The following is a 17,997-nucleotide window of genomic DNA, read 5'->3' as shown; positions in this document are numbered from 1 at the left end:
TCGGTTTTATTGAAACATTGGAGCACTCAAGTTTTTGGGTGCTTAATTTTTTTAAAGTTATGATTGAAAGAATTGAAAATTATATTATTAAAAACAATTTAATAGAAGATGGAGAAAATATTATTGTAGGATTTTCCGGTGGTCCCGACTCTGTTCTTCTTCTCTATGCATTAAATAAATTAAAAGCAAAGCATGGATATAGTTTAATAGCAGTCCATATCAATCATATGATTAGGGATGAGGAAGCTAAAAGAGATGAAGAATTTGCTGTGGATTTTTCTCAAAGCCTAGGCATAAGATGTATAACTAGGTCAATTCCTGTTATAGATATAGCTAAAAGGGATAAAATCTCTGTAGAAGATGCTGGAAGAAAGGTCCGATATGGTACCTTTAATGAAATTTTAGAAGAGGAATTTTCTAAGGGTATCATTACGGTGGGACATCATAAGAATGATGATGCAGAGACGATTATGTTAAATCTCATTAGAGGGGCAGGAACTTCTGGAATTACAGGAATTATCAATAAGAATCAAAATATCGTTAGACCTCTTTTAGATATTTCAAAAAAGGAGATTATTGAATATCTAAGGGAAAATAAACTTCCCTTCGTTGAAGATAAGACCAATTATGAAGAGGATTATGTTAGAAATAAGATAAGAAATGTTTTGATTCCATACATTGAAAGGGAGCTAAATCCCAATTTCATCGACTCTTTAAGTCGAATGGCCACAATACTTTCAGAAGAGGATAAGTTTTTAGAAAGTTATATTAAAAGTTTAAATTTGATACAATGGGATGGTAAGGATATAAAAATAGATATCTCAAAATTCCTTGATCTTTCCCTTGCAATTCAAAGAAGGATTATATTAGAGGCTTATGGACAATTAAACGGGAACAAAAAAGATATTTCTTTTAAAAATATTCAGTCTATTATTTCAATTGCAAAAAATGGTGGAGGAGATTTTTATTTAAAAGACTATATGATTTATATAGCTTCTGGATATCTTTATTTTATCCACCTTTCTAAGATGATAAGTCCAAAGGAAATGACTATATATGAACAAGGACTTTACGAATTTGGAAATAGATTGATAGATATCCAAGTTATTCCTAAGAATAATATAGACAAGGATAAAAACCAGGAGATATTTCCTATTTATCTCTTAAATGAGGGATTAAGCATAAGATCTAGAAAAAATGGTGACAAGATAGTCTTAAAGGGGTATTCAAAAAAAGTAAAGGATATTTTTATTGATGAAAAATTACCTAAGCATCTAAGAGATTCTGTACCGATTTTTCAATTTAGAGATGATATAATATGGATTGCAGGTTTTAGACGATCTTTTAAATATATGGTAAACAAAGAAGATGAATTTGTTTTAAAAATCAGAGTGGAGGAGAAGAAGGATGATAAATAGAAACGCTGACTATATAAAGAAGATTTTAGTTTCTGAAGAGGAAATTGAAAATAGATTAGATGAATTGGCTAAAGAGATTTCCCAAAGATATAAGGATAGTAAAAATGAACTCTTAGTAGTTGGAATCCTTAGAGGGGCGGTTATTTTTATGTCCAATTTAATAATCCGTTTGGATGTGGAAGCAAAGATGGACTTTATGGCTGTTTCAAGTTATGGCACTGCTTCTAAATCCTCAGGTATAGTTAGAATATTAAAGGATTTAGAAGAGGATATTAAAGACAAAGATGTACTTATTGTTGAAGATATTATAGATTCAGGTTTAACTTTAGACTACCTAACTAAGAATTTAAGAGATAGGGGTGCAGCTTCTGTTGCTGTTGCAACTTTGTTGGATAAGCCAGATAGAAGAAAAGTGGAAGTTCCAATAGATTTTGTAGGTTTTGAAATTCCTGATGAGTTCATTGTAGGATATGGTTTAGACTATAATCAACAACATAGAAATTTACCTTTTGTGGCAGCATTAAAGGAAGAATATTATACAAAATAGGAGGACGTTTTGAGAAGAAGATCAGGTAATATTTTTTATTATCTCGGGCCTTTGATTTTTTTAGCAATTTTAGTATCTCTCTTTTCAAGAGGATTTATCGCTCCAAAAGAGATACCTGTTAATAAATTGATAGGCTATATTGAAGATAATGATATAAAGACATTGGTAAGACAGGGGAATTCGGTAATTATTACCACTAAAAAAGATGAAGTAAAATATCAGACATATCTACCTAACGATGTTTCGGAAAATTTTTATAATGAATATCTTAAAGATAAGGTAGAGTCAGGAAATATAGAACTTCAAGGTAAACCTGTGGCTGACAATGGGAAATTTTGGTCAACTATTATTAACGTGGGATTTTTCGCCTTGGCAATATTTATAATCTGGTATATGATGATTGGTCAAATTCAAAAGGGCGGAGGTAACTCTGTGGCCAATTTTGGGAAGAGTAGAGCAAAACTCTACAAAAAGGACTCTCCAGTGACCTTTGACGATGTGGCAGGTTTAAAGGAAGAAAAGGAAGATTTACAAGAAATTGTAGATTTTTTAAAAAATCCTAGAAAATATATTGAAATCGGAGCAAGGATTCCTAAAGGTGTGTTATTAGTAGGGCCGCCTGGAACTGGAAAGACCTATCTTTCTAGAGCTGTAGCTGGAGAGGCAAAGGTGCCATTTTTTAGTATTTCAGGTTCGGATTTTGTGGAGATGTATGTAGGTGTTGGTGCGTCAAGAGTAAGGGATTTGTTTAAAGATGCCAAGAAGAACTCTCCATGTATAATTTTTATAGATGAAATCGACGCTGTAGGAAGAAAAAGAGGAGCAGGCCTTGGCGGAGGACATGATGAAAGGGAGCAGACCTTAAACCAGCTTTTAGTTGAGATGGATGGTTTTGGAAAAAATGAAGGAATAATTGTAATGGCTGCAACTAATAGACCGGACATTTTAGACCCGGCCATTCTTAGACCAGGAAGATTTGATAGAAGAGTCTATGTGGGAATTCCTGATGTTAGGGAAAGAGAAGCCATATTAAAGGTTCATACCAAGAATAAAAAACTAGCAGAGGATGTTGATTTAAAGGCAATTGCAAAATCAACGGCAGGATTTACTCCAGCAGATTTAGAAAATCTAAGTAATGAAGCGGCTTTGCTTGCTGCAAGGGAAGACAAAAAGGAAATTTCTGCTAAAATCTTTGATGAAGCTACTATTAAAGTAGTAGCAGGTCCAGAGAAAAAATCTACTGTAGTAATAGAAAAAGAGAGAGTGCTAACTGCATATCATGAAGCAGGACATGCTATTGTCTCCAGGCTTCTTCCAGATACTGACCCAGTTCATATGATTACCATTGTACCTAGGGGTAGAGCTGGTGGATTTACATCGTTTTTACCAGAAGAAGATAGGTCCTATAGGACAAAAAACGAAATGAAACATGAAATCATTACCCTTCTAGGAGGAAGATCTGCAGAACACCTAGTTTTAGATGATATTTCCACAGGTGCTTCTAATGATATTCAAAGAGCTACTAAAATTGCTAGGGCTATGATAACTCAGTTTGGAATGAGTGATAAATTGGGACCGATTATGTACGATTCTGATTCAGATGAGGTTTTTGTAGGTAAAGAATTTGGTAAGTCAAAACATTATTCTGAACAAGTTGCATATGAAATAGATCAAGAGATAAGAGATGTAATCAAGGACGCCTTTAATAAATCCATTAGTCTTTTAGAAGAAAATATCGACTTGCTTCATAAACTGGCCAAGATTTTGTTAGAGGAAGAGACTATAGACGCTCAAGAATTTGAAGAGGTATTTAATAAATATGCCTCAGAAAATATTGCAGAAACTCCTCCTGAGCTTTTGGAAAGAGTGCAAAAGCATGATAAAAATATAGAAGACAAGATTTCAGGAGATGATAAAAAGAATGAATTATAAGACATTTTTAAATGTGCTATATGTATTGCTTTTGCTTTTTGTCCTAAGGCAGATATATTATGGGCAATTTGCAAAAAAGGCAGTAGAGGGAAAGTTAATTGCGTTTTTCAACCCTCAATCCAGATTTTTAATTGCCTTTTTATCAGGGATGTTGATTTTATTAGGAGCATATTCTATAACCATTAAGGACTATTTCGGAATAGTATACCTTCTTTCTGGAATTGGATTTGCATATCTATCCTATCAGAAGATTTACATTTATGATGGGGGAATACTTTATAGTACTAAGTTTACCCGATGGGAAAATATTAAGAAATGGGGTTACAACGAAAAGACTAAGAATTTAGAGATTCTTACAAATTTTCCGAAAAATCCTACTAGGATAATCCCGTTAAATATTAACGATAAGAATGAAGTGTTGACAATTATTAAAGAGAAGAAAAGAAAAAAAATAGATTACGAAAACAAGCACTCTTTAAAGGGAGTGCTTGCTTTGCGACAAATAAAAGAATTTAGATAGGAGGTACTATGCTTCTTGTGATAGATATAGGAAATACTCATATGAAGTTTGGAGTGTTTGAAAAGGATAAATTAAGTTACACTTGGAATATGGCCACAGATTTAGGTAGAACTTCTGACGAAATAGGTTTGCAATTAAAAAATTTCTTGGATTTTGGAAATTATACCATCAATGACTTGGAAAATGTAGTAATGTCTTCTGTTGTGCCTAATATGTTAAGATGCATTCAATCGGCTTGTAAGAGATATTTAGGCAAAGAGCCCTATCTTGTAACGCAAGCAAAGGACTTAGGAATAGAAAATAAATATGAGAATAAAAAAGAAGTTGGTACCGATAGACTTGTTACAGCTAGTTGCTCTTATCATAAATATGGTGGTCCAGGAATTGTTGTAGACTTGGGAACTGCTATTACCGTTGACTATATAACTTCCAATGGAGAATATAGAGGGGGAGTTATTGCTCCAGGAATAGAAATATCCACAGAAGCTCTATTTACAGGAACTGCAAAGTTACCTAAAATAGATTTAATTAAACCAAAAAAAGTAATTGGAGCTTCCACTAGAGAAAGTATGCAATCTGGAATTGTCTATGGTTTTATTGGAATGGTAGATTTTTTAATTGGGAAAATTCTAGAAGAACAAAATCTTAACAGTGAAGATGTTAAGATTGTAGGTACAGGTGGTTTTGCTGGTTTGATATCCCAAAATAGTAAGTATATTACCATTATTGATAAAAATCTTGCATTGGAAGGTTTGAAATTTATATATGACAGAAATTTTAAAGCGTAGCATGAAAATTGGAAAGTTAAAACTGGATAATAATTTATTTATGGCTCCTATGGCTGGAATTACAGATAGGGCTTTTAGAGAGATAGTTTCTGCTAATGGATCAGGGTTAAATTTTACAGAAATGGTCTCAGCAAAAGGGCTTTACTATGAAGATAATAATACTAAAAAATTAATGGATAGAGGAGATGAATCGCCACTAGGAATTCAGATATTTGGAAGTGATCCAGATATTATGGGAGCTGTAGTATCTAAATATTTGAATTCTGATGATAGATTTGATCTGATTGATATAAATATGGGGTGTCCTGCCCCTAAGATTGTTAAGAATGGTGATGGATCCGCCCTTATGAAAGATCTTAAACTAGCAGCTAGAGTAATAGAAAAAGTTGTAGCAAACAGTGAAAAACCTGTAAGTGTTAAATTTAGATTGGGATGGGATGAGGATAATATCAACTACTTAGAACTGGGAAAGATTTGCCAAGACCTTGGTGTGTCCTTTGTAACCCTACACCCAAGAACTAGAAAAGCCTTTTATTCAGGTAAGGCAGATTGGGATGCCATTGGAGAATTAAAGAGTAGACTTGATATTCCTGTAATTGGAAATGGAGATATATACCAAGCTGATGATATAGAAAAGATGTTTAAACAAACAAATTGTGATGGCATTGCATTGGCAAGAGGAGCTTTAGAAAACCCCTTTTTATTTAGTAGAATAATAGAAGAACCAACATTAAGAGAAATGGTGGAACTAATAAAGTATCATTTAGAACTTAAGTCTAAGTATTTAGGCGAAAAAATTGCCGTTACAGAAATGAGAAAACATATAGCCTGGTATTTAAAGGGCTTTAGAAATTCAAAAGAGATAAAAAATAAAATTAACAAAGTAGATGAGAAAGAGACTGTTGTTAAAATATTGAATGATTATTTAGAAAATGAAGAGTAGAGCTTTATAAATTGAAGATAGAACTCTTCATTTTTTTATTTTTAAGGAATTGGTCTTTGATATTTATTTGACTTTATCTAAATTTATCATATAATTGAACAGGGATTATCTTTCCTCATATAAGGAAAAGGGTGTAAATATTGAAAAGAGTACTCATAGAATTTATTAACACATGAACAAGCTGTGACTCCATTGGGAGAAATGTCCAGGGTGTGGCAAAAGAATTTGGTGACAAAGTTGAAGTTATTCTCTATCAACAGGGAAAGGATGTAGAATCTTTGAAAAAGTATGGTATGGTTTTTCAAGGTACTATGATAATCAACGAGACTAAAAAGGTGACTCGTTTAAGTTTAAAAAACATTAAGGAAGAAATTTCTAAGGCAGTTGAGGAATTGGATGAATAGATTTCAAAATAGAAGAACTCTACTAAACATCATCTTAACTATTGCAATAATCGGAATAGTCTTCTTAATTTTTTTTAATCCTATGAAAAAGGATACGGATAGGAACGTTTTAAGGATTGGCGTAGGGGATGATTTAGCAGGTGCTTTGATCAAAAAGGTTTTGAAAGAAAAGAAATTTAATTTTGATGTTGAACCTTATTATATACAAGATTGTTGAGCACCAACAGCTCAATGGTCATTGAAATCAAATGTTTATGATTTAGCTGTAGTATGCGTTGATTCAGCTGAAAAATTTATGGATGCAAATAAGGATTTTGTTATGCTTGGTCCAATAACGATGAATTCTGATATTTTAGTTAGAAAGAATTCAACAGGTAAAAGGATTGGAGTTACAAGTAATAAAGAGTATTTAACTTCCTTTGTTCAAGAAATTTATAATGAAGAGGCAGAAATTTCATATATGTCTCCCCATAGTTTTCCCTATGCCTATGAAATAGGAGAGATTGATGGATTTGTTACAGACATAGCAGAATTAAATGACAGTATTGATGGTGAAATTTTAAATGTTTCCCATAGGGATTATAATTCAAATGTCATGATAGCAAATAGAGAGATACTTACAGATAAAAAGTTTAAGGATTTTATTAGAGCTTTTAATGAAACTGTAAATGAATATGATAAAGAAAGTAATCCAGAATTTTTCGAGTTTAAATATGGAAAAGATGAAAGGAGGAATAGTGTGTGGAAGGTAAAATTACAAAAAATAAACTTAGCAAATTGATGGAGTCGGATTCCTTTAAGGAAAAAATGTATAAGTACATATTCCTCATAGTTTTATTAGTAGTGTGGCAAATAGCATCGACTAAAATAGGAGTGCCACTACTGTTACCGACACCAAAGTCGACTTTTACAGAATTGTATTTGAATGTAACCAGTAAACAGGTTATGACCAATATTGCTATTACCATGTCTAGAGTCTTAAAAGGATGGTTAATCGCAGTTATAATAGGGGTTCCAATAGGAATGGCTATGGGATTATCTAAGGTTTTTGAAGGTATATTAGGGGGTGTTGTCAATTCATTAAGACAAATTCCTATGATGGCTTGGGTTCCTCTATCAATTATTTGGTTGGGAATTGGTGATGGACCAACTTTATTTATGATTGCTTTAAATGGAGTTTTCCAAGTTATTATGAATACATCCTCAGGGGTTGCTTCAATCGATAAGGATTATTACAATGCTGCAAAGAGTATGGGAGCTTCAAAGTCAAGTACATTTTTAAATATTGTAGTACCTGCGTCTCTACCTCATATTCTAGTTGGAGCAAGGCTTGCAATTGGTGCTGGTTGGATGTCCGTAATCTGAGCGGAGTTCATCGCGACTAGTGCAGGAATTGGATATGAAATGATTCAAGCACAGTCAATGATGCAGACCAATAGGTTATTGGCGCTTATGATGTTATCAGCATTTATTGGATTTATTTTAGATAGATTTTTGCTCCTCCTCAATAGAAGACTCACAGGTTGGAGGTACATAAATTGAAACTAGAAGTAAAAAATATATCCAAGGCATTTAAAGAAACAGATGGAATAAAATTGGTGTTAAATGATATTAGTTTTGAAGTAGAAGAAGGAGAAATAGTTACATTACTGGGACCTTCTGGTTGTGGTAAAACAACTATGCTTTCTATAATAGCGGGTTTTAAGAAGCAAGATAAGGGATCTGTTTTACTTAATGACCAGCCCGTTATTGAAGCTGGTCCAGATAAAGCTTTTATGTTTCAAAACTACGCTCTTTATCCATGGATGACCGTAGAAAAAAATATACTTTTCCCAATGGTACAAGCAAAGATGGATAAAGAAAAACAAAGAGACCGATTAGAATATCTTTTAAGAATATCTAGACTTGAAGAGTATAGAAACTATTATCCTCAAAAAATATCTGGTGGAATGAAGCAAAGGACTGCTTTAGTAAGAGCTTTGGCAGTAAAACCTGAGATTTTACTTATGGATGAGCCTTTAGGGGCACTTGATATTGAAATGAGACAGAGTTTACAAAATGAACTCTTGGAAATTTTTAAAAATGAAAAACTTACAGTTATTATAGTTACCCACGATGTGAGTGAAGCAATTTACCTATCTGACAGGGTAATATTGATGTCAACAAATTATGGAGAAATTATTCTAAATGAGAAAATAGATTTACCATATCCAAGAAATCCTAAAGATGAAAAATTTAAGGAATATGTTGGCCTACTTTCAAATAAGTTTATTGAAGCGGGAACCAGAAAAAAAGAGGAGTTAGAGTAAGATTTGAAAAGGACAATAGAATTAAATGGGGTTTTATCTAATGAAGATAGTTTAACTTCAGAAGAAATGAAAGATAGAATTAAAGTATTAAATTTATTGATTGAAGAAGAAGGACCTTTGCCAGTAGATAAATGCAATAAAATTAATAGTTTTGATGAATTGGTGAAAAAGGGAAAATTTGTTTTAAATGAGGATGGCACTATGATTAACTTTGCATATCCTATTTCAGCTCTTCCAACAGCCCATAGAGTTACTTTAGATGATGGAAGAGGGTTTTTCTCAATGTGTGCTATAGATTCTCTAGGATCATATTTTACTTTTTGGCAAAACTTAGAGATTAATTCTTCATGTTCAGTTACTGGAGAACCTATAGTAGTAAAAGTAGAAGATGGAAAAATCTCCTATAAAAATGTTGAAAATATTCACTGTATTCATGTAAATTTAAACGAATTTGAAGACTGGTCCGCATCCTGCTGAAATGTTATGAATTTTTTCAGGATGAAAAAAAGATGTTAACTTATTTTGAAGAGAATAATTTAGATTATGAAACAACCTATGGATTGAGCTTAGATGTTGCTTTTGAAGTAGGTAAGAAAATATTTTATAGTGAGGTGCTAAAATGAGAGTTGCATATGTAGTAAGTTCAAGTAATTCTAGAAAAATTCTTAGGGATATGATTATCCCTCAGATGGAAGCAGGAGAACATGTTGCAGAAGTAGTAGGAATGTTTTTTGTATTCGATAACACTTTTATGCTTTTAGACAATACGGATTTAGGATCTAGAATTCAAAAGTTAATTGAAGAAAAAGATATGGTTGTTTTAGCTTGTGATCAATGTGTTTATGAAAGGGAAATTGAAGACAAGTTAATAAAGGGTGCACATATAGGTTGTTTCCCAATGTTGTATGGTCTTTTAAAAGACGCAAATCTAGATCAAGTAATAACTATCTAATGTAGGTTAAACCGGAGTTATCCGGTTTTAATCTTACAGAAGGTTGAAGTTGACTTTAAAGTTTGGAGTAAAATATGTTTGGTTATATTAAAGAAATTATATTACGATCTGTTGAATTATTAAATGGAGCTTCTACATGGTTGGTTTTTAGTTATATTATAGCTGGGGTTATGAGAAATATTATTTCCCCTGTTAGGTTACAAAGGTCATTAGGTAATACTAAGTTTTCATCTATATTGAAAATTACTTTTTATTCAATGGTTTTACCAATTTGTAGTTGCGGCTCAGTTCCACTAGGAATAAGTTTATATTATTCGGGAGCTTATGCAGGTCCGACTTTGGCATTTCTTGCTTCTTCTCCTGTCTTAAATCCAGCTGCTTTAATATTGAGTTTTGGTCTATTAGGTAAAGAGATAGCTATAATAAATATAATTGCAGGATTGATTTTGCCTATAGTTATAGGAGTTATTGGAAATTTAGTTGCAGGTCCAGAACTTAGGAATGAAATGGTAGCTCAAGAAATAAGCGAAATAGATTTTGAGTTAGAGAAAAAGAAGAGTATAAAAGTAAAAATTTTAGAGGGAATGGAATGGGTTAGAACTGATTTTGCCTTAACTTTGAGTAAATATGTAGTTTTAGGTATGTTATTTGGTGGGTTCATATTAACTGTTTTTCCCGAATCGTTTATTCAAAAGTATTTAGGTAATCCTGGACTATTATCCCTATGGAATGTAGGTGTCTTGGCATCTTTGATGTATGTATGTGCTGTGGGACATATACCTCTAATAGCTGCCCTGATTGCATCAGGAGCTTCTCCAGGAGCGGCAATTACTTTTTTAATGGCTGGTGCAGCTACTAATATTCCAGAAATTATAAGTATTGCGAAGATGATTGGAAAGAGAACAGCTGCAATTTACACTTTGGTCATATCCGCTTTTGCCATGTTGGTTGGGTATATCACAAACCAGTTATTAATGCCAGGTTTTCAAAGACAAATGGAGTATGACAAGGTGACTAATGCTATTAGTTATGCGAATCATGTACTTTTGTCCTTCCCTAATTGGGTTAAGTATTTATGCTCTGCTATTGTGTTTTATTTCTTTTTAAAGACTGTTTATTTTAAATTAAGAGCATATTATTTTGAGAGTAGGAATAATTAATGAAAAAAGAAAGTATCAATGGAAGTAAAATTACGAAGGTATTATTAATTATCATTGTACTTCTTGTTGGATATTTAGGTTATAGAAATAATCTAAAGTTCAAAGAGGAAGATTTTGGCGTAGAAAGAGATAATTATCTACTTCTAGCATTTCAAAATAAGTTTCCAGATAAGGAAGTAATAAAATGTCAATTAGGAGATTTGACTGGCAATGATATTGATGATTTAGTAGTAATATTCAAAGAAAATGAAGATGCAAAACATTTACTTGTGGTTAAAGATGAAGATGGTAAAATAAATTTTACAGAAGATGTTTCTGCACCCTATGAAAATCAGAGAATAGAAATAAAGGATATCAACAATGAACCTCCAAATGAGTTTATAGTAAGTGGTTCTAAACGTGGCCAATATGGCTATGGAATTTTTAGAATTGAAGATAACCATTTACATAATCTTTTTTCGGAAGGTATGACTGCATGCTGATAGGAAATATTTTACTTGGGTCAAGTAAAGGAGAAGATTATGAGAGTAAAAGATGTAAGTAAAATAACTGGTCTAACAGATTCCACGATTAGATATTACGAAAAAGAGGGACTGCTTTTAGATGTTAAAAGAACTAATAATGGTTATAGGGAATATGATGATTCTGACATAGAGAGTTTAGTTTTTATTAAAAAAGCTAGAAACTTAGGTTTTAATTTAAATGAAATAAGAGAAATCATTTTGTTAAAGAAAAATGGAGGCTCAACTTGTGAATATGTAACTAGTCATATGCGAAGAAAAATTGAAGAGATTGATCGAGAGATAAACCGATTAAAAAAAGAAAGAGAAGATCTTGTTAAACATTTAATTGAGGGAGACTCTGTTTGTTTTTGTCAAGGAAATTTTTGCCATTATATTGAAGGTTTAGAGGAATAAATGCTTGACATTGAAGTCAGCTTAAAGGTATATAATAAAAAAGAAAACATACAAATAAAATCAAGGAGGTTAAAATGAAAACAAAAATAGTTAGTATTTTACTTATATTCACTCTAATATTTTCCTTGACAGGATGTAGAGATGATGGTGCTGGAAATATTGAGAAAGTTTCCTATGATCCTGAAGCTGAAGTGGCAAAATATGATCTTCCTGAAATACCAGAAGCTGATAAAAATTTTAAAATTCAAATGGGATATAATGACTGTGACCATATGGTTGGAGCTATTATTGGTGAACAAGCTGGAATATATAAAGCTCTAGGACTAGATGTAACAGTTACAAAGACAAAGAATTCAAACATAGCTCAAGCCATGACCACTGGAGAAATGCATGTTGGTTACATGGGAGTTGAAGGCGCTTTACGTTCAAGAAATGAAGGAGCTCCTATTATAATGGCAGCGGCAAATCATCTAGGAGGATCTAGATATCTTGTTGCATCAAATGATATAAAAGAACCTAAGGATTTACTAGGTAAGAAAGTTTCTATTTCTCAAGATCCTGAAAATGATCCAGAATGGATTAAATGGGCAAAAAAATTAGATTTGCCTATAGAAAAAGAGAATTATGAAATAATTGAAATGTCTCAAAAAGATGGTCCTATGGCACTTAAGTCTGGCCAAATTTCTGCTTTTTCCTGCTGTGACCCCTTTGCATCTCAAGCGGAATATCAAAAACTAGGAAAGGTTTTAGCAGTTGGTTGGGGCGGACATGTGGAAGAAGACAGTGAGAATGGCTGGGGTATGTGTTGTATTTATGGAATGAACGAAAACTTTAAGAATGAACATCCTGAATTGGCAAAAAGACTTTTAGTTGGTCATGCTTTATCTTTAAAATACTTATATGACCATCCATACAATGCTGCTATGATGTTTGCTGATGGTTTTGGTACAGTTCCAGAAGTTGGACTTATGACTGTTTATATGAAGACCATAGCAGAAGGACGTACTATTACATGGGAATTTACAAAACAAAATCTAGATAATTATATTGCTCAATATACTAAGTACAATATTGATGAAAAGTATATTCCAAACACTGATAAAATAGATGAATTTTTAAACTTCAATCTAATCAAGGAATCAGGTGTGGAAGATTTTGAAAAGTTTTTAGAAGATGATAAAATTAATGAAAAATTCCCTATAGGAATTAGTTTTGAAGATTGGTTAAAAAAGGCTAAGGAAATTGATGGAATTGACAACGAAGTTGGAAATGACATTAAAATTCCAGAAGTTTATAATGAATAATGCAATATGTTAAAAAATCGGAGGGAACTCCGATTTTTTATTACACAAATATTGAGATACTTGATATCATATTAGTATAAACAATAAAAATGAGGTGTGAATATGAAAGAAGCTATTTGTGGAATATGTCCTGGTCAATGTCATGTTAGTTTAGATGTTGATAATGGTCATATTAAAAAGATTATGAAATCTAAAGAAAATTTTCCTGCTGCTCTATGTCTAAGGGGACTTTATTCCGAAGATGTTCTAAATTCTCCTGATAGGATAAAGACTCCTTTGATAAGAACTGGTGAAAAGGGAGAAAATAGTTTTAGGGAGGCTTCCTGGGAAGAAGCTATAGATCTTATTTGTGAAAAATTCTCAAATATTATTAAAAACTATGGGGGACATAGTCTTGCCAGTGTTTTCGGGAGAGGTGCTTTTGAACTTTCAACATCAGATTTTATTAGTTTAGATAGAAATTCTGATGAAGAGTTTGGTTTTTTTGCTCCTATTGGTTCTCCTAATAATGGATCTGTATCATCTCTTTGCTATGTTTCCTTTGGAGTTTTTGCACCAATGTTAAATTTTGGTCTAATGGGTAAAAGATTTGTTCCAGATTATGAAAATGCTGACTATATATTTATATGGGGATGTCATCCTCCTACTGGTTCTCCACCTTTTGAATATCATAGGCTTTTAGAGGCTAAAAAGAAAGGTGCTAAGATAATTGTTGTAGACCATTACAAGACAAAGATGTGTGAGGTTGCAGATAAATATATTTTAATTAAATCTGGCATGGACGGTGTCCTTATACATACTATTTTTAATTATCTTAATTCTATTAATTCCTTTGATAAAAATTTTATTGAAGAATACTGTCATGGTTTTAATGAGTATGCAAAGTACTTTAAGGATTTTGATATGGATTCTTGTGTAAAAAGGACTGGTGTATCTGAAGAAGATATCAAATTTTTAGCTAACACTATTATGGACAATACTTGTGCTTTAAAGATGTATACTGGATTGGAATATACAAATTCTGGAATGCAAAGTATTAGAGCCTTATACCTTCTATGGTTTTTGACCAAGAATATTGATGTTAAGGGAGGGCTTTTAATAGCTCCAGATAAGAAAGATAATAGGGTTAAGAGATTTTCTTGTAAGACTTATTGTAAAAGAATAGGTAGTGATGAATTTCCTCTTTTTGAGAAATTTTTAAAAGCTCCTCAGTTAACCCAATTACCTAAAGCGGTTCTTGAGGGGAATCCATACTATGTTAAAGGTCTACTTAGTATAGGGTGTGCTGTTACTTCGGTTTTCCCTCAGTCTCAGTTATATGAAGAAACTTTAAAAAAATTGGATTTTTTTGTAACTGTAGATAGATTTATGTCAAAAGACACTCTTTATGCGGATGTAGTTTTGCCGGCTACAACATATTATGAAGATCAATCTTATTGTATTTATAAGGATAGAGTAGAACTTAGAAATAGGGTTGTGGATCCTGTAGGTCAAGCAAAGCCTAATATTCAGATTATGCATTTAATTGCAAAGTCTTTAGGATATGGGGATTTGTATCCAAAAGATGAAAATGAACTTTTAGAATTTGCTTTTTATAATAAACCTGAAATATTAAGGGATTTAAAAGAAAAAGAGGTTCACAAATTCAGTAATGGTTCAGAAGTAAAATATGAAAAATATAGAACTGGTAATTTAAGAAGAGATAAAAAGCCAGGTTTTGAAACTCCCACAGGTAAGGTTGAATTTGATTCGGAAGTGTTAAAGTCTTATGGATATGAGGGATTGCCCAAATTTGTTATTGGAAAAGAAAGTATTGAGTCTGAAAAAGACGAATTTAAGGATTATCCATTGATTTTAAATACTGGTGCTAGGATTCAATCAACTTTTAGAACGCAACATTTAAATATTGATAATCTTCTTAAACATCAAGATAGACCTTATATTATTCTAAATATAGAGGATGCAAGGAAGAGACAAATTCAGGATGAAGATAAGGTAATTGTAAAGACCAAAAGAGGAGAAATTGAAGTTTTTGCTAAGGTAATCGAAGATATTTTACCTGGTGATACGGAACTTAATTTTGGTGGAGGAAATGAAACTCAAGGGGATTATTGGGCTAAGGCCAACGTCAATAGTCTAACTGACAATTCAAATTTTGATGAAATTACAGGGTTTCCAGTTTTTAAACAATTGTTATGTGAGGTAATAAAGGCAGAATAGCTGAGAAATATTGAATTTTCTTGACTTTAAAGTCGTTTTTTACTATAATTTGTGTAATGCGGCGAAAGAGGTCTTTCGCTTACTATTTTTTTTAGGAGTAAGATATGACTGAAAAGGAAATTCTTTTAACAAAAGAAGGATATAAGAAATTAGAAGATGAAATGGAATTCTTAAAGACTGTAAGAAGAAAAGAAGTTGCTGATAAGATAAAAGTTGCTAGGGGTTTTGGTGACTTATCTGAAAATGCTGAGTATGATGAAGCAAAAAACGAGCAAGCTCAAGTTGAAGATAGAATTCTAGTTTTAGAACATATGCTAATTAACGCTAAAGTTATTAGCGACAAGGATTTAAAGAAAGATACAATTGCAGCTGGTTCTACTATAAAATTACAGGACTTAGAAGATGGAGAAATCGAGGAGTTCACTATTGTAGGTTCTGCAGAATCTGATCCTTTTAAGGGCAAGATTTCATATGAATCTCCTGTAGGAAAAGCTTGTATTGGTAGAAAAAAAGGAGATACAGTAGTAGTTCAAACGGCTGGCGGTAGTTTTAATTATAGAATAGTAGAAATTAAGAGGTAATTATGGAAGAACAAAATCTCAATGAAATGCTTCTTATTAGGAGAGATAAACTTAAGAAGTTAGTGGATGAGGGAAAAGATCCTCATACAATCGAAAACTTTAAGGACACCACCTATAGTGAAACGATAAAGGCAAATTACGATGAGCTAGAGGAAAAGACTGTAAGGGTTTCTGGACGTATTATGACTAAGAGGGGTCATGGTAAGGTTAACTTTATGGACCTTCAAGATGCAACAGGAAGAATTCAGTTGTTCAATCGTATGAATGATATTGGGGAAGAGGAATATGAAGATGTAAAAGCTTTAGATATTGGAGATATCGTAGGAGCTGAAGGAGAGGTTTTTACAACTAAGACTGGAGAAATCAGTATTAGAACTAAGAAAATAACTCTACTTACTAAATCTTTACAAATATTACCTGAAAAGTTTCATGGTTTAAAGGATCCTGACCTAAGATATAGACAAAGATATGTGGATTTAATTATGAATCCGGAAATAAAACCTGTCTTTGTAAAAAGATCAAAGATTATTTCAGGAATTAGAAAATTTTTAGACGACAGAGATTTCTTAGAGGTGGATACTCCGATTTTAAACACTATAGCTGGAGGTGCTAATGCTCGTCCATTTATTACCCACCACAACACGCTAGACATTGATATGTACTTGAGAATTGCCAATGAACTTTACTTAAAGAGACTAATCGTTGGTGGATTTGATAGGGTTTACGAAATGGGCAGAATGTTTAGAAACGAAGGAATGGATGCGACTCATAACCCAGAATATACTTCAATAGAACTTTATCAAGCCTATGCTGATTATGAAGATATGATGGAATTAACTGAAAATATGATTTCATCAGTTGCACAGGAAGTTCTAGGGACAATGGAAATTGAGTATCAAGGAAATAGGATCGATTTAACGCCTCCTTGGAAGAGAATTTCCATGGTGGATGCTATTAAAGAGTATGCGGGACTTGACTACTCAGAAGTTACTGATGTTGAAGAGGCGTATTCTATGGCAAAATCTAAGGATTTGAACCTAGACCCAGACCTTTCAGTAGGTGAAATCATATCAGAAGTATTTGAAGAGTTTTGTGAAGAGCATCTAGTTCAACCGACTTTTGTAACTAAACATCCAGTTGAAATAAGTCCGCTTGCAAAAAGAGACCCTAAGAACCCAAGATTTACTCAAAGGTTTGAGGCTTTTATTAACTGCTCAGAAATTGCAAATGCATTTAGTGAATTAAATGATGCTATAGATCAAAAGGAAAGATTTGAAAAACAGGTCGAAGCAAGGGAAAGTGGCGATGACGAAGCCCATATGATGGACCATGACTTTATCAACGCTTTAGAAGTTGGTTTACCTCCTACAGGAGGACTTGGTATAGGTGTAGATAGGGTTATTATGATTCTTACCAACCAAAGCACTATTAGAGATGTATTATTATTCCCAACTATGAAGCCTGTTGGTTTAGAGAGTACAAACAAATCAAATGCTGTGGATACAAAAGTAAAAAAAATTGATTTTACTAAGGTCAAAGTAGAACCTCTTTTCGAAGACTATGTAGATTTTGATAAATTCTGTGAATGTGACTTTAGAACTGTCAAGGTGAAGAGCTGTGAAGAAGTTCCAAAATCTAATAAACTATTAAAATTCACATTAGATGACGGTACGGAAAATGAAAGGACCATCCTTTCAGGAATCAAGTCCTTCTACAGTCCAGATGAACTTGTAGGAAAAACATTAGTGGCAATAACAAACCTACCACCAAGAAAGATGATGGGGGTTGAATCCTGTGGAATGTTGATTTCTGCAATCTATGAATATGAAGGGGAAGAGAGACTGAACCTTCTAATGATAGATGACAATATTCCTGCAGGAGCAAAGTTGTCTTAATTGAATATAAAAATTATTTAACTGGGGTTTATATTAAATCCCAGTTGTTTTTTTAAAATGAAGCAGGTCTTATCGGGATAAATTTAGGGTTTATCAGTTTAGTAAAA

General features: G+C 32.6%; 19 protein-coding genes. All 19 read left to right on the top strand.

All coding sequences use genetic code 11. From position 1 onward, the window contains the following. Nucleotides 1–38: 38 nt before the first annotated feature. The 19 genes from tilS (at nucleotide 39) to lysS (ending at nucleotide 17,890) form a co-directional block, all read left to right on the top strand. Complete coding sequence (tilS, locus tag Q1K37_RS02290) at nucleotides 39–1,418, top strand: tRNA lysidine(34) synthetase TilS (RefSeq protein ID WP_300408962.1); 1,380 nt, start codon at nucleotides 39–41, stop codon at nucleotides 1,416–1,418. Further along, complete coding sequence (gene hpt / locus Q1K37_RS02285) at nucleotides 1,408–1,965, top strand: hypoxanthine phosphoribosyltransferase (RefSeq protein WP_300408961.1); 558 nt, start codon at nucleotides 1,408–1,410, stop codon at nucleotides 1,963–1,965. The genes tilS and hpt overlap by 11 nt, the downstream gene beginning before the upstream one ends. Before the next feature lie 9 nt (nucleotides 1,966–1,974). Then, nucleotides 1,975–3,897, top strand: a complete 1,923-nt coding sequence (gene ftsH / locus Q1K37_RS02280) for an ATP-dependent zinc metalloprotease FtsH (protein WP_300408959.1) — start codon at nucleotides 1,975–1,977, stop codon at nucleotides 3,895–3,897. After that, nucleotides 3,887–4,417, top strand: coding sequence for a DUF5673 domain-containing protein (locus tag Q1K37_RS02275; RefSeq protein ID WP_300408956.1), 531 nt, complete (start codon nucleotides 3,887–3,889; stop codon nucleotides 4,415–4,417). Before ftsH ends, Q1K37_RS02275 begins: the two co-directional genes overlap by 11 nt. Before the next feature lie 8 nt (nucleotides 4,418–4,425). Continuing rightward, entirely contained in the window at nucleotides 4,426–5,205 is a 780-nt protein-coding gene (locus Q1K37_RS02270; protein ID WP_300408954.1) for a type III pantothenate kinase, read from the top strand. Further along, nucleotides 5,183–6,148, top strand: coding sequence for a tRNA dihydrouridine synthase DusB (gene dusB, locus Q1K37_RS02265; protein ID WP_300408952.1), 966 nt, complete (start codon nucleotides 5,183–5,185; stop codon nucleotides 6,146–6,148). Before Q1K37_RS02270 ends, dusB begins: the two co-directional genes overlap by 23 nt. A gap of 191 nt (nucleotides 6,149–6,339) precedes the next feature. Continuing rightward, nucleotides 6,340–6,552 carry a thioredoxin-like (seleno)protein SaoT gene (gene saoT / locus Q1K37_RS02260; RefSeq protein ID WP_300409159.1) on the top strand — a complete coding sequence of 71 codons (213 nt, stop codon included), beginning with the start codon at nucleotides 6,340–6,342 and terminating at the stop codon, nucleotides 6,550–6,552. Continuing rightward, on the top strand, nucleotides 6,545–7,333 hold the full coding sequence (saoB, locus tag Q1K37_RS02250) for an ABC transporter substrate-binding (seleno)protein SaoB (protein WP_349817850.1): 789 nt from the start codon (nucleotides 6,545–6,547) through the stop codon (nucleotides 7,331–7,333). Before saoT ends, saoB begins: the two co-directional genes overlap by 8 nt. Further along, on the top strand, nucleotides 7,333–8,094 hold the full coding sequence (saoP, locus tag Q1K37_RS02245; RefSeq protein ID WP_300409157.1) for an ABC transporter permease subunit SaoP: 762 nt from the start codon (nucleotides 7,333–7,335) through the stop codon (nucleotides 8,092–8,094). The genes saoB and saoP overlap by 1 nt, the downstream gene beginning before the upstream one ends. After that, nucleotides 8,091–8,861 (top strand): ABC transporter ATP-binding protein, encoded by a 771-nt coding sequence (locus Q1K37_RS02240; RefSeq protein WP_300408947.1) that lies wholly within the window; start codon nucleotides 8,091–8,093, stop codon nucleotides 8,859–8,861. The genes saoP and Q1K37_RS02240 overlap by 4 nt, the downstream gene beginning before the upstream one ends. Before the next feature lie 3 nt (nucleotides 8,862–8,864). Further along, nucleotides 8,865–9,338 (top strand): MerB-like organometallic lyase SaoL, encoded by a 474-nt coding sequence (gene saoL / locus Q1K37_RS02235; protein ID WP_300408946.1) that lies wholly within the window; start codon nucleotides 8,865–8,867, stop codon nucleotides 9,336–9,338. A 142-nt stretch (nucleotides 9,339–9,480) separates the two neighbouring features. Then, entirely contained in the window at nucleotides 9,481–9,813 is a 333-nt protein-coding gene (saoD, locus tag Q1K37_RS02230; RefSeq protein ID WP_300408944.1) for a DsrE-related protein SaoD, read from the top strand. 74 nt (nucleotides 9,814–9,887) lie between these two features. Beyond that, a complete protein-coding gene (gene saoE / locus Q1K37_RS02225) occupies nucleotides 9,888–10,973 on the top strand; it encodes an efflux transporter SaoE (RefSeq protein ID WP_300408942.1) in 1,086 nt (361 codons plus the stop codon). Beyond that, nucleotides 10,973–11,455, top strand: a complete 483-nt coding sequence (gene saoC, locus Q1K37_RS02220; RefSeq protein ID WP_300408941.1) for a Cys-Cys-COOH (seleno)protein SaoC — start codon at nucleotides 10,973–10,975, stop codon at nucleotides 11,453–11,455. The genes saoE and saoC overlap by 1 nt, the downstream gene beginning before the upstream one ends. Nucleotides 11,456–11,494: 39 nt before the next feature. Continuing rightward, nucleotides 11,495–11,890, top strand: coding sequence for a MerR family transcriptional regulator (locus tag Q1K37_RS02215; RefSeq protein WP_300408939.1), 396 nt, complete (start codon nucleotides 11,495–11,497; stop codon nucleotides 11,888–11,890). Nucleotides 11,891–11,964: 74 nt separating this feature from the next. Next, nucleotides 11,965–13,194 carry an ABC transporter substrate-binding subunit SaoX gene (gene saoX / locus Q1K37_RS02210; RefSeq protein WP_300408937.1) on the top strand — a complete coding sequence of 410 codons (1,230 nt, stop codon included), beginning with the start codon at nucleotides 11,965–11,967 and terminating at the stop codon, nucleotides 13,192–13,194. 102 nt (nucleotides 13,195–13,296) lie between these two features. Continuing rightward, nucleotides 13,297–15,414, top strand: a complete 2,118-nt coding sequence (locus Q1K37_RS02205) for a molybdopterin-dependent oxidoreductase (RefSeq protein WP_300408936.1) — start codon at nucleotides 13,297–13,299, stop codon at nucleotides 15,412–15,414. 104 nt (nucleotides 15,415–15,518) lie between these two features. Beyond that, nucleotides 15,519–15,995 carry a transcription elongation factor GreA gene (gene greA / locus Q1K37_RS02200; RefSeq protein ID WP_300408934.1) on the top strand — a complete coding sequence of 159 codons (477 nt, stop codon included), beginning with the start codon at nucleotides 15,519–15,521 and terminating at the stop codon, nucleotides 15,993–15,995. A 2-nt stretch (nucleotides 15,996–15,997) separates the two neighbouring features. Further along, a complete protein-coding gene (gene lysS / locus Q1K37_RS02195; protein WP_300408933.1) occupies nucleotides 15,998–17,890 on the top strand; it encodes a lysine--tRNA ligase in 1,893 nt (630 codons plus the stop codon). The last annotated feature ends 107 nt before the right edge of the window (nucleotides 17,891–17,997 follow it).

Source organism: Lagierella sp., from assembly GCF_029983815.1.
Classification (GTDB): domain Bacteria; phylum Bacillota; class Clostridia; order Tissierellales; family Peptoniphilaceae; genus Mediannikoviicoccus.
Note: the sequence above shows the minus strand (reverse complement) of the source record. Positions and strands in the feature narration are given on the sequence as shown.

Coding starts and splice junctions, on each gene's coding strand:
- dusB (WP_300408952.1), top strand. CDS start 5,183: ATGACAGAAATTTTAAAGCGTAGCATGAAAATTGGAAAGTTAAAACTG.
- lysS (WP_300408933.1), top strand. CDS start 15,998: ATGGAAGAACAAAATCTCAATGAAATGCTTCTTATTAGGAGAGATAAA.
- saoD (WP_300408944.1), top strand. CDS start 9,481: ATGAGAGTTGCATATGTAGTAAGTTCAAGTAATTCTAGAAAAATTCTT.
- greA (WP_300408934.1), top strand. CDS start 15,519: ATGACTGAAAAGGAAATTCTTTTAACAAAAGAAGGATATAAGAAATTA.
- Q1K37_RS02275 (WP_300408956.1), top strand. CDS start 3,887: ATGAATTATAAGACATTTTTAAATGTGCTATATGTATTGCTTTTGCTT.
- hpt (WP_300408961.1), top strand. CDS start 1,408: ATGATAAATAGAAACGCTGACTATATAAAGAAGATTTTAGTTTCTGAA.
- Q1K37_RS02270 (WP_300408954.1), top strand. CDS start 4,426: ATGCTTCTTGTGATAGATATAGGAAATACTCATATGAAGTTTGGAGTG.
- saoC (WP_300408941.1), top strand. CDS start 10,973: ATGAAAAAAGAAAGTATCAATGGAAGTAAAATTACGAAGGTATTATTA.
- Q1K37_RS02215 (WP_300408939.1), top strand. CDS start 11,495: ATGAGAGTAAAAGATGTAAGTAAAATAACTGGTCTAACAGATTCCACG.
- saoX (WP_300408937.1), top strand. CDS start 11,965: ATGAAAACAAAAATAGTTAGTATTTTACTTATATTCACTCTAATATTT.
- Q1K37_RS02205 (WP_300408936.1), top strand. CDS start 13,297: ATGAAAGAAGCTATTTGTGGAATATGTCCTGGTCAATGTCATGTTAGT.
- saoE (WP_300408942.1), top strand. CDS start 9,888: ATGTTTGGTTATATTAAAGAAATTATATTACGATCTGTTGAATTATTA.